The organism is Meridianimarinicoccus roseus, from assembly GCF_003172915.1.
Taxonomy (GTDB): domain Bacteria; phylum Pseudomonadota; class Alphaproteobacteria; order Rhodobacterales; family Rhodobacteraceae; genus Meridianimarinicoccus; species Meridianimarinicoccus roseus.
In genome coordinates, this window is record NZ_QGKU01000031.1 from 50785 (window position 1) to 65986 (window position 15202).

A 15202-nucleotide genomic window follows, 5' to 3' on the forward strand; every position below is an offset into this window, starting at 1 on the left:
GGTCAGCTAGCCCACTGGCGCCCGTCATTCAAGGTGTCGCGGCGCCGGTCGCGCCGTTCGAGCTGCGCAAAGAGTGCGACAAGCGCCTCGGCGCGGCCGCTCTGTGCGGGCGCCTTGCCCGCGGCGGCTTCCACAAGGAATGCGACCTCGGGCAGCGGGCGGGCGTAAAGCAGGGGTGAGCGGGGCATCACCAACGTGCCCGCCGCACGGCCCGCGGACAGAGCCAGCCAGCCCAGTTTGGCAGCGGTGCCCGTCCGCGCGCGGCTGCCGATACTGTCGTGCCCCGCGCGCCGCACCCGTCCCGCGATGCCCGCGTAGATGTAGCGCGCCGCGAAGATGCCGGGTCGGCAGGCCAGCGGCAGCGCGGCCACCCCCGCTTCGGAGCGTGCATAAAGCGTGTCGGCCTCGCGCACGAGGCGGCCCACCATAGACCGGATCGCCCGGCTGGGAAGCGGGTCGGCAAGAAAGCGCGCCGGGTCGATCCCGGCCTCCTCCAGCCAGTCGGTCGGCAAGTAGAGACGCCCTTCGCGGGCATCTTCGCCCACGTCACGCGCGATGTTGGTCAGTTGCATCGCAACGCCGAGATCGCAGGCCCGAGCCAGCGCCTGCGCATCGCGCACCCCCATCAGCACGCACATCATCGCCCCCACCGCCGAGGCGACGCGCGCAGAATAGGCCCGCAATTCCGAGATGTTGGCATAGCGCCGGTCCATCGCGTCCCAGGCCAGCCCTTCCAGCAGCGCCTCGGGCAGCGCGCGGGGCATGTCATGTGCCTCCACCATCGCGGCGAAGGCCCGGTCGGGCGCGGCGTTGCGCGGACGGCCGACATAGACGGCGTCCAGCCGGTCGCGCAGCGACAGCACCGCCGCCGCCTTCTCGTCCTGAAGGTCGACGGCGTCATCCGCCAGACGACAGAAGGCATAAAGAGCCAGCGCCGGGTCGCGCACCGAATGCGGCAATAGCCGCGATGCCGCATGGAACGACAGCGACCCGTGGCGGATCGCGTCGGCGCAGTAGGCCAGATCTTCGGGCGCGATGGTGCGGGGGCGCGCTGCCGGAGCAGCCGACGGCGCCAGCGTCGGCACGCCCAGCGGGCCGGTGGGCCGCGGCGCGGCGGCGCCTGTCATTGCGTCACCGTCGCGGCATCGGGCACCAGCTTGCCCAGAACCTCGGCGCTGGAGATCACGCCCGGAAGGCCAGCGCCCGGATGGGTGCCCGCGCCGACAAGGTAGAGGCCCTTCGCCTCCTCGCTGATGTTGTGCGGCCGGAACCACGCGCTTTGCAGGATGCGCGGTTCGATGGAGAAACCCGAGCCGAGCGGCGACAGGTAGCGGTCGCGGAACGTCTCGGGAGTGAAGGTCTCCTGCACAGTGATCCGCTCGCGCAGGCCCGGAAGGCCCTGCGCCTCCAGCATCGCCAGCATCTTCTCGCGGTAGGGCTCTTCTTCGGTCGCCCAGTCCACCCCGTTGTCATGGCCCAGATGCGGCACCGGGCTGAGCACGTAGAACGTGTCATCCCCCTCCGGCGCGACGCTCGGGTCGGTGACGCTCGGCCGGTGCACGTACAGGCTCATGTCGTCGGACAAGCGGCCTTTCATGAAGATGTCCTGCAGCAGTCCCTTGTAGCGCGGCGCGTTCAGTATCGTGTGATGCCCGATATCGGACCACATCTCGCGGGTGCCCTTTGTACCGAAATACCACACGTAAAGCCCCATGGACCACCTCGTGCGCTTCAGGCGCGGCGCGGTCCAACGGCGCCGCGGCGCGTTGCGCAGCAACCGGTCGTAGGTGTGGCCAGCATCGGCGTTCGACACCACGATGTCGGCGGCGATCACCTCGCCTCCGGCCAGCTTCACGCCGCGCGCCGTGCCGTCTCGGACAAGGATCTCGTCAACTTCGGTCTCGAAACGCAGCGTGCCGCCCTGCCCTTCGATAACCTCGGCCATCGCCCGCGCGATGGCGGCTACTCCGCCCATCGCGTAGTGCACCCCGAACTGCTTTTCTAGATAGCTGACAAGGATGTACATTGACGTGACATGCAGCGGGTCGCCTCCGATGAACAGCGGATGGAACGACAGCGCCATACGCAACCGCGCGTCTTTCACGCGGCGGCAGGCATGGGCATAGACCGACCGGTCTGCGCGCATCATCGCGAAAGTCGGCAGCACCTTGAGAAGGTCGGCGAAGCGGTGCATCGACCTGCGGCCGAGATCCTCGAATCCGAACGCGTATCGCGCTTCACTGTCCTTCAGGAAACGGTCATAGCCCGGCAGATCCGACGGCGACAGGCGCGCGACCTCGGCGCGCATCGCATCGGTATCGCCGGTCGCGCGGAAGACGGACCCGTCGTTCCAGCGGATCTCGTAGAACGGGTCGAGCGCGCGCAGGTCCACGTCGGCGTCGAAATCGCGCCCGCAAGCTGCCCACAATTCGCGCAGGGTCTGCGGCACGGTCACGATGGTCGGCCCGAGGTCGAACCGGTGTCCGCCGCGATAGAGCGCACTGCCCCGCCCGCCGGGCATGTCGAGCCGGTCGATGACCGTAACCCGGTAGCCCTTGGCCCCCAGCCGCATGGCGGATGCCAGCCCGCCAAGGCCAGCGCCCACGACCAACGCGTGTGGTGCGGACGCACGCTGCACTTGCGCCGCCAGCTTCGGATCGACCTGTGTCATCACGCCTCCACAGTAGGACTGTCCAGTCCGATTGACAACATCGGATCACACTGCGGCCAAAACGGCAACAAAGCGGGAATCCCTTTTCCTCGAGCCTAGCACGTGTCAGACTTAGTTGACACTATTGAAAGGGAGTCGCGCCATCCAAACCGTCAGCCTCAGCCTGTTCCGGTTTCACGGCCTCGCGAACCGGGTCTGGGCCTTCACTCAGATGGGGCTTGCCCGGCCCGCCCTGGCGCGCACCCCAGATATCGGTTTCTGGAAGCTTTGCGGCTCTGGTACCGGCGAAGGCTTCACCCCGGTGCCCAACACAGCCGTCTACGCGGTGCTGGCCACTTGGCCGGATCTTGCCACGGCGCGCAGTCGCACCGAGACCGCCGCGGTCTTCGCCCGCCATGCGCGGCGCGCGGCGGAAAACTGGCATCTTTTCCTGACACCGACCAGCGCGCGGGGCCAATGGTCCGGGCACACGCCCTTCGCACCTGTCACGGAGGGCGGACACGCCAGCGAGCCAATCGCAGCGCTGACCCGGGCCACCATCCGCCCCGCCGTGGCGGCACGCTTCTGGCGCCGCGTGCCCGACATCTCGACCGTGATCGGCGCCGATCCCAGCGTGCTGTTCAAGATCGGCATCGGCGAGGTCCCCCTGCTGCATCAGGTCACGTTTTCGATCTGGCCCGATGCGGCCAGCATGGCCCGGTTCGCCCGTGCCGACGGCCCTCACGCCCGCGCCATCCGCGCCGTGCGCGAGGGCGCGTGGTTCTCGGAAGAACTCTACGCCCGGTTCCGTGTGCAGGACACGCGCGGCAGCTGGGGTGGCACAGACCCGATGAAGACCCGGAAAGACGCTGCATGACTTCTCCCTTCCCGTTTACGGCCATTGTCGGCCAGGACGACATGAAACTGGCCATGATCCTCACGGCCATCGACCCCGGCATCGGCGGTGTGCTGGTGTTCGGCGACCGCGGCACCGGCAAGTCGACCGCCGTGCGCGCGCTGGCCGCCCTGCTGCCGCCGATCGAAGTTGTGGAGGGCTGCCCGGTCAATTCCGCCCGACACGCGGACTGCCCGGACTGGGCCAACGTCAGCTCCGACAGGATCGTGACGCGCCCGACCCCGGTGATCGACCTGCCACTGGGCGCGACCGAGGACCGGGTGGTCGGCGCGCTTGATATCGAACGGGCGCTGACCCGCGGCGAGAAGGCGTTCGAGCCAGGGCTGCTCGCGCGGGCCAACCGGGGGTACCTCTATATCGACGAGGCGAACCTGCTGGAGGATCACATCGTCGATCTGCTGCTGGACGTGGCGCAATCGGGCGAGAACGTCGTGGAACGCGAGGGCCTGTCGATCCGCCATGCCGCGCGCTTCGTACTGGTCGGCTCGGGCAACCCGGAGGAAGGTGAACTGCGACCCCAGCTTCTGGACCGGTTCGGACTGTCGGTGGACGTGAAGTCGCCCACCGATATCGACGAGCGGATCGAGGTGATCCGCCGCCGCGACGCGTTCGAGCGTGACACAGATGCGTTCATGGCCACCTGGGCCCCACAGGACGCCGCGCTGCGCGACCGGATCGTGGCCGCGCGTGCCGCGATCGGCCGTGTCGAAAGCTCCGACGCGACCCTGCGGGACTGCGCCGGGCTTTGCCTGGCACTCGGCTCCGACGGGCTGCGGGGGGAGTTGACGCTGCTGCGCACCGCCCGCGCACTCGCCGCTTTCGAGGACGCCGGTGCGATCACCCGCGATCACCTGCGCCGCGTGTCGGCGATGGCGCTGAGCCACCGTCTGCGACGCGACCCGCTGGACGAGGCGGGCAGCGCGACCCGTGTCGCACGGATCGTGGACGACGTGCTGGCATGACAGCCGCCCCGCTGCCGGACATGGACATGGACGACGACGGCAAAGACGACGCGATGGGGGACGGCTGGGCGCGGGCCTGCCTTGCGATGACCCTTCTGGCCGTCGATCCGGGTGGGCTGCGCGGTCTGCACCTGCGCGCGCGCAGCGGGCCGGTGCGCGACGCGGCGCTGGCACGGCTTGCCGATGTGCCGCTGCCGCGCCGCCGGGTGCACCCCGCCATCGGGGACGATGCGCTGTTCGGCGGGCTGGACCTGGCTGCGACGCTGGCGGCCGGGCGCGTGGTCCGGCGGCCCGGGCTGCTGGCCGCGCCCGCTGCGATCGTGCTGGCGATGGCCGAACGCTGCGCGCCGCAACTGGCCGCCCGGCTGGGACAGGCGCTCGATGCCGGAACGGGCCACGCGCTGGTGCTGCTCGACGAAGGGGCGGAAGACGACGAGGGCGCGCCGCGCACCCTGACCGAACGGCTGGCGTTTTCCGCCGACCTGTCCGGGATCGGCTACCTGGCGGTGCGCCGCGTGCCGCCCATGGCCGCCGCCGCGCTTGACGCCGCGCGGGAAAGGCTGGCGGGCGTGACCGTCCCGGAGGATGCCGCGGGGGCGCTGGTCGCGCTGGCAGCGCGCTTCGGGATCGACAGTTTGCGCGCGCCGCTGCTGGCGCTGCGGGCGGCGCGGGCCCATGCGGCACTGGCCGGGCGTGACGCGGTGGGACCCGAGGACCTGGCCGCCGCCGCAGGGCTGGTCTACCCGCCGCGCGCGACGCGGCTGCCGCAGGAGGACGCGCCGGAGCCAGAGCCGCCACAGGACGACCCCGACCGCCCGGACGACATGCCGGACGACAAAGCCGAGGGCGAGGACCGCGACCCGCTTCAGGACATCCCCGAGGAACTGCTGGTCGATGCCATCGCGGCGCTGCTGCCGCCCGACCTGTTGCACCGGCTGGCGGCGGCCCCGGCCCGTGCCGCGCGCGGGGCGGCGGGCAGCGGTGCGGGCGCGCGGCGGCAAGGCAATCGGCGCGGGCGGCCCCTGCCCTCGCGGCCCGGCAAGCTGGACGGCACCGCGCGCATCGACCTCGTGGCAACGTTGCGCGCCGCCGCGCCCTGGCAGCCGATCCGGCGCCGCGAACGGCCCGGCAAGACCGGCCTGCACATCCATCCGGTGGATATCCGGCTCAAGCGCTTCGAGGAACGGTCGGACCGGTTGCTGATATTCACGGTCGATGCGTCGGGGTCGGCGGCGATGGCCCGGCTGGCCGAGGCGAAGGGCGCAGTCGAGTTGCTTCTGGCCGAAGCCTATGCACGGCGCGACCATGTCTCGCTTATTGCATTTCGCGGCGCGGGGGCCGAGGCCCTGCTGCCCCCCACCCGGTCGCTGGTGCAGACGAAGCGGCGGCTGGCGGGCCTGCCCGGAGGCGGCGGCACGCCGCTGGCGGCGGGGCTGCGCGCCGGGCTGGAGGCCGCGCTTCAGGCCCGCGCGCGCGGGCTCACGCCGACACTCGCACTGCTGACGGACGGGCGCGCGAACATCGCGCTCGACGGCAGCGCGGGGCGGACGCAGGCTGGCGTGGACGCGGCGCAGATGGCCCGCGCTCTGCGTGCCGCCGGGATCCCGGCGCTGGTGCTCGATACCGGGGCGCGCCCCCAGCCGGCGCTGCGCGACCTGGCGGCGAAAATGGGAGCGCCCTACATGCCGCTGCCGCGTGCGGATGCCCGCCGCATGAGCGCCGCCATCGGCGCCGCGCTGGAGGACTAGCGATGGACCGTGAGCGCGATCTGCCGACCTGGCCACTGCACGCGCTGTCCCGCACGATGCGCGTGCGTCCGCATGACTGGCACGTGCAGCAGACCGGCGAAGGTCCACTGCTTGTGCTGCTTCACGGCGCGGGCGGATCGACCCACAGTTTCCGCGACCTGATCCCGCTGCTGGCCGACACCCACCGCGTCGTGGCCATTGATCTGCCCGGACAGGGCTTCAGCCGGATGGGGACGAAGGCGCGGTGCAGCCTGCGCCACATGGCCGAGGATATCGCCGCGTTGTGCGCCGACCGGGGATGGCAGCCCGCCGCCATAATCGGCCATTCCGCGGGCGGGGCCATAGCGCTGCGGCTGTCGCAGATGGTCACCGCGCCGGATGGCGCAGCCCCGCGCGTGATCGGGCTGAATGCGGCGCTGGCGCCCTTCGACGGGGTGGCGGGCTGGCTGTTTCCGGTGCTTGCCAAGCTGCTGGTGCTGAATCCGCTGGTCCCGAAGCTGTTCTCGCTGACCTCGGGCAACCCTGCCCGCGTGCGCCAATTGATCGAGGGCACTGGATCAAGTCTGAGCGACGAGGGCTTAGCGCTTTACACCCGCCTGATCGGGGATCGCGACCATGTCGATGCGACTTTGCGGATGATGGCGCAATGGCATCTCGACGCACTGTTGAAGGACCTGCCCCGCCTGACGGCCGAGGTGACGCTGGTGGCAGCGGATGGCGACCGGGCGGTCCCGCCCGCGACCTCGGTGCGGGCCGCGGCACATATGCCGCGGGCCCATGTCGTGCACCTCGCCGGTCTGGGGCACCTCGCCCACGAGGAAGACCCCGCCCGGCTGGCCGGAGTGATCCGCGACGCGCTGGATGCCCCTTCGAGGGCCTAGCCGTCGATCTTCTGGCCCTTCAGCACACGCAGCCGCTGGATCAGACTGGACGTGTCCCAGCGCCCGCCGCCGAGTTGCTGCACATCGGCATAGAACTGGTCCACCAGCGCGGCGACGGGCAGCGACACGCCCACCTCCTTGGCCTGTTCAAGCGCGATGCCAAGGTCCTTGCGCATCCAGTTTACCGCGAAGCCGTGGTTGAAATGCCCGTCCATCATCGTGTCCGCCCGGTTCGACAATTGCCATGAACCGCCAGCGCCCTGACTGACCAGCTTTGCTACCTGCTTGGCGTCCAGCCCGGCTTCGGCCGCCAGCATCAGCCCTTCGGAAATGCCTTGGACGATGCCCGCGATGCAGACCTGGTTGACCATCTTCGTGACCTGCCCCGCGCCCACATCGCCGAACCGCTCGCACGCCTTGGCATAGACCTGCATCACGGCTTGAGCGCGGGCGAAATCGGCATCGCTGCCGCCGCACATGATCGCCAGTTGGCCGTTCTCGGCGCCCGCCTGCCCGCCCGAGACGGGCGCATCGACGAAACCCGATCCCTGCGCGGCCGCTGCCTCGGCGAGTTCGCGCGCAACGATGGCCGACGCGGTGGTGTGATCGACCAGCAACGCGCCTTTGGCCATGCCCGCCAGCGCGCCGTCCTCGCCAAGCACGACGGATCGCAGATCGTCGTCGTTGCCGACGCAGGTGAACACGATCTCGGCACCCTGTGCGGCCTCGCGCGGCGTTCCCCCGAAACTGCCGCCATGCTCTGCGGCCCAGGCCTCCGCCTTTGCGGTGGTGCGGTTGTAGACCGTCACCTCGTGGCCCCCTGCGGCGAGGTGACCAGCCATCGGGTAGCCCATGACACCGAGGCCGAGAAACGCGAGTTTTGCCATTGTTCCTTACTCCCTTGTGACGGGGCCGTCCCGTATCCCGCGGCCCCGTTCGTGGCGCACATGTCGCAAGCCAGCCGAGCGCGGTCAATGGCACACAGCCCGGTGCGATTTGGCGGTTTTTTGGCCCGGATGCGTGACAAGCCCCTTGAATGATGGGAAACCTGCGGCAGGTCGGCAAGAAACCCCAGACGGGTCGGAGGCAAGTGTGCGCGCAGGTTTTTCTTTTTTGACAGTGGCTTGGGTTGCGGCCAGCCCAGCACTGGCGCTTGACTCGGTCGAAGTGAACGTGATCGGCATCGACGACGATAACCGCGCGGCGGTCACCTCGGCGGTCGAGGCCGCGTCGCTTGCCTTCAGATCGCTCGACGAGCCGCTGGAAAGCGACGCCGACCTTTTCGGCGTCGCGGTCACCGACTACGCTCGCATCATCGGTGGGCTGTATGGCGAGGGCTTCTACGGACCCGCTGTGTCCATCCTGATCGACGGGAGCGAGGCGGCCGAAATCGACCCGTTCAACCCGCCTACGCAAATTGGCGTCATCACGATCAATGTCACCCCCGGCCCACGGTTCGGCTTCGGCGCGCTGGACGTGTCGCCGCGACCGGACTCCCGCCAGGGAACGCGGCTTGTAAAAGGGTTCGAACCCGGCCGTCAGGCGCGGTCCGGGCTGATCGCAACTGCGGCCAACACCGCCGTGGGCGAATGGCGCGACGAGGGCCACGCGAAGGCCGATGTCGCCGATCAGCGGATCGTGGCACGGCACGACGAGGCGCTGCTTGACGTTACGATCTCGCTCGCGCCGGGACCGAAATTGCGTTTCGGAACGCTCACGATCGACGGCGATCGCGATGTCAGCGACAAGCGCGTGCGGCAGATCATGGGCTTTCCCACCGGCGAGGTCTATTCGCCCGAGGAGCTGCGCGACGCCGTCAACCGGGTGCGCCGCACCGGTGTGTTCGCCACCGTGTCGGTGGCCGAGACGGACACACCCAACCCCGACGGCACGCTAGACTACCGCATGACGCTGATTGAACAAAAGCCGCGCCGCTTCGGCTTCAATGTCGAATTCAGCAGCGTCGAGGGGCTGACGCTGGGCGGCTTCTGGCTGCACCGCAACCTCTTTGGCGGGGCCGAACGGCTGCGCATCGAGGCCCAGGTTCAGAACCTTGGCGGGGAACAGGCCGGCCTGCAGGATCGCGGCGGAGAAGACTACACCGCTTCGATGCGCCTGACCCGCCCCGGCACCTTCGGCGCCGACAACGACGCGTTCACCTTCGCCACCTTCGAAAGCACCGACGACCCGGACTACAAGGAAGACAGCTTCGTCTTCGGCATTGGTGTGACACGCTATTTCAGCAGTCGGCTGTTCGGCGAAGTTTCGGGTGGCCTGCGCTATTCCGAGGTGAGCGACGCGTTCGGCGACCGGACCTTCAAACACGCGGTTCTGCCTTCGCGGCTGGAATGGGACCGCCGGGACGATCCGGGCGACGCCGCCTCGGGCTTCTTCCTCGGAGTGCGCGCGACGCCGTATGTCGGCATCGACGGCTCGCAAAGCGGCGCGGTGGGCGAATTGGACCTGCGTGGCTACCTCGGGTTCGGCGCCAACAACACGACAGTTCTGGCCGGCCGGGTGCAACTTGGCAGCGTCGTCGGGTCGGATCTTGACGCCACGCCGCCCGACTTCCTGTTCTTCTCGGGCGGGGGCGGCACCGTACGCGGCCAGAAATACCAGTCGCTCGGCGTGGACCAGCCCAATGGCGAGACGTCCGGCGGGCGCAGCTTCCTTGGCGTTTCGGGCGAAGTGCGGCAACTGATCCGCGGCACCATCGGGGCAGTCGCCTTCGTCGATGTCGGGTATATCGGCGAGGACAGCTTCATCGACGAGAACGCGGGCTTCCATGCCGGTGCCGGCATCGGCGCGCGCATCGGCACGGCAATCGGTCCGATCCGGGTCGATCTCGGCACGCCGGTCAGCGACTTCGGCGACCGTTTCTCGAGCGTGGAACTTTATATCGGTGTAGGGCAGGCATTCTGATGCGGGCAAGGACCAAGATCATCGCGGCCGTTCTGGCGCTCGGTTGCACGGTTGCGCCGGTGCCGCTGGCGCTGGCACAGCAGGACGGCGCCGAGGACGCGGGCTTTCTCGAGAACCTGATCCAGAACGCGCTTGGCGGCGAGGGCCGCGAGGTGCGCGTGGTCGGGTTGAGCGGGGTGCTGAGTTCCGAGGCCAGCATAGAGCGGATCGAGATCGCCGATGACGACGGCACGTGGCTGCGCGTTCAGGATGTCACACTGGACTGGCGGCGACTTGCGCTGCTGCGCGGGCGGCTGGAGGTCGACGCGCTGACCGTCGGCGTGATCGACGTTCTGCGCAAACCTCTTCCCGGCCCCGAGGCGCCGCCGAAATTGGCGGCCGACCCGGATGCGGTGCCAGAGCCTTTCTCTCTGCCAGACCTGCCGGTTGCAGTGAATGTCGCGCAGCTTTCGATGGGCGCGATCCGGCTCGGCGCGCCGGTGCTGGGCGAAGCGGCCGCTCTGTCGCTGTCCGGCGCGGCGCAGCTTGAAGGCGGCGAAGGGTCCGCCAACCTGTCGCTGGTGCGCATCGACGGACAGGAGGCCGCCTATCGCGTCGCGGCCGGCTACACGAACGCCAACGGCGTCCTACTGATCGACCTCGACCTATCGGAAGCACCCGAAGGGCTGATCACGACGCTGGCGGGCATCCCCGGCAGCCCCTCGCTCGAACTGACGCTGAAGGGCGAGGACCCGCTGTCCGACTTCACCGCGACGCTCGGCCTGCGCACCAGCGACATCGACCGGCTCTCCGGCACCATCGGGCTGCGCGACCTGCCCGGTGCCGACACGCCCGAACGCGAGATCACCGCCGACGTGGCGGGCGACGTAGCCGACCTGTTCCTGCCCGACTATCGCGACTTCTTCGGCCGCCGCATCGCACTGACCCTGCGCGCTCGGCAGGGCGACGCGATCGGGCTGGACGTGGAACAGCTTGAACTGGTCACGCGCGGGTTACAGCTGACCGGCAGCGCGAACCTGTCCCCCGCCTACCTGCCACAGGAACTGGATCTGCAGGCGCATCTGGGTACTGATCTGGGTCTGCCGGTCGTGCTGCCGATGCCCGGCCCGCCGGTGCTTGTGCACGAGGCGGATCTGGACATCACCTACGACGAGGCGGCAGGCGACACCTTCGCGGTGAGAATGGACGGCACCGGTGTGATGCGCGCCGACGGCCTGCTTCTGGACACGCTGTCCTTCGCCACCGAGGGTCAACTGACAAAGGCCGCGCCGACCGACATCACCGCCGCGTTGGCCGATATCCGTGCGCAACTGGGCGGCTTCTCGATCACCGATCCCGCGCTCTGGGAGGCGGCGGGCGACAACCTGGACCTGTCGGGCCGGGTGGACTGGCAGAAGGCCGGGCCGCTCAGCGTTACCGGCTTCCGGGTCGCTTCGGGCGATCTGGACCTGCGGGGCGATGCAACCGTCACAGGGCTAGACACCCAGGCGATCGCGCTCAGCGCGCAGGTCGAGGCACAGGCGGGCGATCTGTCGCGCTTTTCGGCGATCAGCGGGCAGGACCTTGGCGGCGCGATCGACGCGGCCGTCGACGCGGATTACGACACCGTCACCGGCGCTTTCGACGTGACGCTGGACGGGGTCAGCCGCGATCTGGTGATCGGCGATGCCGGCGCGGATGCCCTGCTGTCGGGCAGGGTGGAGCTTGGTCTGGACGCGGCGCGCACCGCGGACGGGATCAGCGTGGACCGTCTGCGCCTGAACGGCGGCCGAGTAGACCTGACTGGCAATGGCGGGATCGACGCGCAGGGCTGGCCCCGTGCGGTCAGACTGCAAGGGCGCGTCGGTGCGCCCGATGGGCCGGCCGTGGTGCTGCCCGCCCCCGGCCCGCGCATGACGCTGCAATCGGCGCAATTGAACCTGACCTACGATCCCGAAACCGGCGACGCTTTCCAGCTTGACGTTCTGGCGCAGGATTTCCGGCGCGAGGGCGAGTTGGCGATGGATGAGGCCGAGGTGATCGCCCTTGGCGAGCTGCGCCGGTCCGGCAGCGACGTGGAGGGCGCGACCGCCCGCGTCACCGCCGCCCTGAGCGGCCTGAGTGCGACCGACCCGAACCTGAGCGATGCCATCGCCCCGGGCGCGAGCTTCGACACCGACATCGCCTGGGATGCTGCCGAACGCAGCCTGACGGTGGACGGGCTCGACCTGACCTCGGGCGCGCTGGCGCTGTCGGGTGATCTGGCCGTGAGCGAACTGGCGACCGACGACATGGCGCTCGATGCGCGGGTGAACGCGCAGACCGGCCCGCTGTCGCGCTTCGCGCCGCTGACGGGCCTGCAACTGGACGGAACGGCAACCGCGCGCGGCACACTGTCCTATGCTGTGGGCACTGGATTCTTTGACGTGGACATGCGCGCCGAAGGCCAGGACCTGGCCACCGGCATCGCCGAGGCGGACCAGCTGATCGGCGGGACCTCGACCATCGTGGCGCGCGCCACGCGGGACGAGGCCGGACTCGACATCAGGCAGGCCGAGATCCGCACCCGCGAGTTGACCGCGACGGCAACCGGCGGCATCGTCGATGAGGTGACCACGGTCAATCTCGATGCGGCGCTGCGCGATGTCGGCCTGTTCGCACCGGGCTTCAACGGCCCGCTGACCGTCACGACGACCGCCCGCAACCGCAACGACACTTGGTCGCTGAACGGCGATCTGACCGGGCCCGGCGGGTCCGAAGCGCGGTTCGCTGGAGATGTGTTGCGCCCAGATGGCACGATGGGTCTGGACGTGCGCGGCGCGCTGCCGCTTGGCCTTGCCAACCGCTTCCTGCTGCCGCGCACCATCGACGGCACCGCCCGTTTCGATATTGCAGTGGACGGGACGCCGGGGCTGGATGCGGTAAGCGGTTCGGTGACGGTCGATGGCGCACGCCTTGCGGCGCCGTCGCTGCGCCTTGCCCTTGAAGATATAGGGCTGCGGGTCGCACTTGCGGACGCTCGCGCACAGATCGACCTTGGCGCTGCGCTGTCGAGCGGCGGGCGCATCTCGGTTTCGGGCCCTGTGGGCCTGACCGGCGCCATTCCTGCCGACATCACCGCGCGGCTTGAGAACCTCGTCCTGATCGACCCCGCGCTCTACGAGATCGGCCTGAACGGGCAGATCGGCGTGAACGGTCCGCTGACCGGCGGGGCCAATATCGCGGGGCGGATCGACATCGGCCGCAGCGAGATCAAGATCCCCGACGCGTTCGGCGGCGGCGGCGCGATCCCTGACATGGTGCATGTGAACGAACCCGCAGCAAGCCGCGCCACGCGTCGCCGCGCCGGGCTGATTTCCGACGAGCCCGCTGGCGGCGGCGGTGGCGGCGGCGGACCGGTGTTCGGACTGGACATCGTGATTTCGGCCCCACGGGAGATTTTCGTGCGCGGACGCGGGCTTGACGTGGAACTGGGCGGTCGCATCGGTATCGGCGGAACCACTGCCGCGCCCGCACCGCAGGGCGGACTGCAACTGATCCGCGGGCGGCTTGACCTTCTGTCACAGCGGCTGGAATTCGACGAAGCCGAGATTTCGCTTCAGGGCGATCTCGACCCCGACATCCGCATGGTGGCGAGTTCCGACAGCGGCGACGTGCGGTCGCAGATCGTGATCGAAGGGCCCGTCTCCGCGCCCGAATTCCGGTTCGCCTCGCAGCCGGAACTGCCCGAGGACGAAGTGCTTGCGCAGATGTTCTTCGGCAAGCCGGTGCGCGATCTGACCCCGATCGAACTGGCGCAACTTGCCTCTGCCATCAACCGGCTTCAGGGCGGCGGCGGCGGCGTGTTCGGCTTCGCGCGCGAGACGTTGGGCGTGGACGACCTGAGCGTGGCCACCGACGACGAGGGCAACACCGCCGTCACCGCCGGGCGCTATATCAGCGAGAGGGTCTATACCGACGTGACCGTCGGGTCGGACGGCACGTCCGAGGTGCAGTTGAACTACGAGATCCGGCAGGGCCTGTCGGCGCGGGGCAGCTTCACCAATGACGGCGAGACCGGCGTCGGGCTGGTGTTTGAGCGCGACTACTGACCGGCGCCCCGCGGCGGCTGCGGCAGCAGGACCGAAAAGCGGCTGCCTTCGCCAAGCCGACTTTCGATCTTCAGCCGCCCGCGATGCCGATTGAGGATATGCTTCACGATCGCCAGCCCGAGGCCGGTTCCGCCCAGCTGTTGCGAACGGTGGTCGTCCGCGCGGTAGAACCGTTCGGTAAGCCGGTGGATATGGATGGAATCGATTCCCGGCCCGTAATCCTGTACGCAGATCGCGATAGCGGGACCGGCCAGGATCGGATCGCGCGCGATCGTGTCGAAGCGGACGACGACGCGCCCGCCGTCACGGCCGTATTTCATCGCGTTCTCGATCAGGTTGGTGAAAACCTGCCGCAACTGGTCGGCATCCCCCAGCACCATGGGCAGCGCGTCGGGCGGCAGGATCTCCAGCGCGATGTCGCCATCCTCGGCCAGCGGGCGCAGGCTGTGGCACACACTTTCGACAAGCGCGGGCACGTCTTGCAGGTCGGTCGGGCGGATACGTTCTTCGGTCTCGACCTGCGAAAGCGACAGAAGATCGTTGACCAGCCGGTTCATGCGCTGCGCCTCGCGTTCCATGGTGCCGAGGAACCGGTCACGCGCCGCGGCGTCGTTGCGGGCCGGGCCGCGCAGCGTTTCGATGAACCCGATCAGCGCAGTCAGCGGGGTGCGCAACTCGTGGCTGACATTGGCCACGAAGTCGCGCCGCATCTGGCCCGCCGTCTCGACCGAGGTCACGTCCTCGAAACTGGCCATCACACCGGCATCTGCCCCCTCGCCGACCGGCGTGCAGACCACACGGTAGACGGTTTCCTGCGTGTGGTCCTTCTGGTTGAATCGCGTCTCGTGCACCACCCCGCGCCGCAGCGTGTCTGTCAGGCAGTCGATGATCGCGGGTTGGCGGAGCACAGTCAGGAAATGCCGCCCCTCCATGTTCTGCCCGAAGAGCGCAATGGCAGGCGGGTTCAGCCGCCTGATCCGTTCGTTGCGGTCCACCAGCACGATGGGCAGCGGCACCCCCGACAGGACCGATCGAAGAAGATCGCCGTCCATC

10 protein-coding genes are annotated in these 15202 nt (G+C 69.1%); 6 read left to right on the forward strand and 4 right to left on the reverse strand.

Going from position 1 to position 15202, the window contains the following annotated elements:
* Positions 1-2: 2 nt before the first annotated feature.
* Together crtB and DKT77_RS08555 are read right to left on the reverse strand one after the other, a co-directional pair.
* Complete coding sequence (gene crtB / locus DKT77_RS08550) at positions 3-1127, reverse strand: 15-cis-phytoene synthase (protein WP_109811288.1); 1125 nt, start codon at positions 1125-1127, stop codon at positions 3-5.
* Entirely contained in the window at positions 1124-2671 is a 1548-nt protein-coding gene (locus DKT77_RS08555) for a phytoene desaturase (RefSeq protein WP_109811289.1), read from the reverse strand. Before DKT77_RS08555 ends, crtB begins: the two co-directional genes overlap by 4 nt.
* A gap of 115 nt (positions 2672-2786) precedes the next feature.
* Here DKT77_RS08555 and crtA point away from each other — a divergent pair, with 115 nt between their 5' ends.
* The 4 genes from crtA to bchO are packed head-to-tail and all read left to right on the forward strand — an operon-like array spanning position 2787 to position 7157.
* Complete coding sequence (gene crtA, locus DKT77_RS08560) at positions 2787-3527, forward strand: spheroidene monooxygenase (protein WP_274520067.1); 741 nt, start codon at positions 2787-2789, stop codon at positions 3525-3527.
* Positions 3524-4528 carry a magnesium chelatase ATPase subunit I gene (gene bchI, locus DKT77_RS08565; RefSeq protein WP_109811291.1) on the forward strand — a complete coding sequence of 335 codons (1005 nt, stop codon included), beginning with the start codon at positions 3524-3526 and terminating at the stop codon, positions 4526-4528. Before crtA ends, bchI begins: the two co-directional genes overlap by 4 nt.
* A 53-nt stretch (positions 4529-4581) precedes the next feature.
* On the forward strand, positions 4582-6276 hold the full coding sequence (locus tag DKT77_RS08570; RefSeq protein WP_109811396.1) for a magnesium chelatase subunit D: 1695 nt from the start codon (positions 4582-4584) through the stop codon (positions 6274-6276).
* 2 nt (positions 6277-6278) lie between these two features.
* Complete coding sequence (bchO, locus tag DKT77_RS08575) at positions 6279-7157, forward strand: alpha/beta fold hydrolase BchO (protein WP_109811292.1); 879 nt, start codon at positions 6279-6281, stop codon at positions 7155-7157.
* Here bchO and DKT77_RS08580 read toward each other — a convergent pair.
* Positions 7154-8044, reverse strand: coding sequence for an NAD(P)-dependent oxidoreductase (locus DKT77_RS08580; protein WP_109811293.1), 891 nt, complete (start codon positions 8042-8044; stop codon positions 7154-7156). The genes bchO and DKT77_RS08580 overlap by 4 nt on opposite strands.
* 232 nt (positions 8045-8276) lie before the next feature.
* Between DKT77_RS08580 and DKT77_RS08585 the strand changes: the two genes are divergently transcribed.
* Together DKT77_RS08585 and DKT77_RS08590 are read left to right on the forward strand one after the other, a co-directional pair.
* Entirely contained in the window at positions 8277-10079 is a 1803-nt protein-coding gene (locus tag DKT77_RS08585; RefSeq protein WP_238547771.1) for an autotransporter assembly complex protein TamA, read from the forward strand.
* Positions 10079-14149, forward strand: a complete 4071-nt coding sequence (locus DKT77_RS08590; RefSeq protein ID WP_109811295.1) for a translocation/assembly module TamB domain-containing protein — start codon at positions 10079-10081, stop codon at positions 14147-14149. The genes DKT77_RS08585 and DKT77_RS08590 overlap by 1 nt, the downstream gene beginning before the upstream one ends.
* Here the strand turns inward: DKT77_RS08590 and DKT77_RS08595 are convergent.
* Positions 14143-15201: an ATP-binding protein gene (locus tag DKT77_RS08595; protein ID WP_109811296.1), complete on the reverse strand. Its 1059-nt coding sequence runs from the start codon at positions 15199-15201 to the stop codon at positions 14143-14145. The genes DKT77_RS08590 and DKT77_RS08595 overlap by 7 nt on opposite strands.
* Position 15202 lies beyond the last annotated feature (1 nt).

Excerpts from the sequence above, each read along its gene's own strand:
- crtB (WP_109811288.1), bottom strand. The coding sequence starts at position 1,127 with ATGACAGGCGCCGCCGCGCCGCGGCCCACCGGCCCGCTGGGCGTGCCG.
- DKT77_RS08555 (WP_109811289.1), bottom strand. The coding sequence starts at position 2,671 with ATGACACAGGTCGATCCGAAGCTGGCGGCGCAAGTGCAGCGTGCGTCC.
- bchI (WP_109811291.1), top strand. The coding sequence starts at position 3,524 with ATGACTTCTCCCTTCCCGTTTACGGCCATTGTCGGCCAGGACGACATG.
- DKT77_RS08570 (WP_109811396.1), top strand. The coding sequence starts at position 4,582 with ATGGGGGACGGCTGGGCGCGGGCCTGCCTTGCGATGACCCTTCTGGCC.
- bchO (WP_109811292.1), top strand. The coding sequence starts at position 6,279 with ATGGACCGTGAGCGCGATCTGCCGACCTGGCCACTGCACGCGCTGTCC.
- DKT77_RS08580 (WP_109811293.1), bottom strand. The coding sequence starts at position 8,044 with ATGGCAAAACTCGCGTTTCTCGGCCTCGGTGTCATGGGCTACCCGATG.
- DKT77_RS08590 (WP_109811295.1), top strand. The coding sequence starts at position 10,079 with ATGCGGGCAAGGACCAAGATCATCGCGGCCGTTCTGGCGCTCGGTTGC.
- DKT77_RS08595 (WP_109811296.1), bottom strand. The coding sequence starts at position 15,201 with ATGGACGGCGATCTTCTTCGATCGGTCCTGTCGGGGGTGCCGCTGCCC.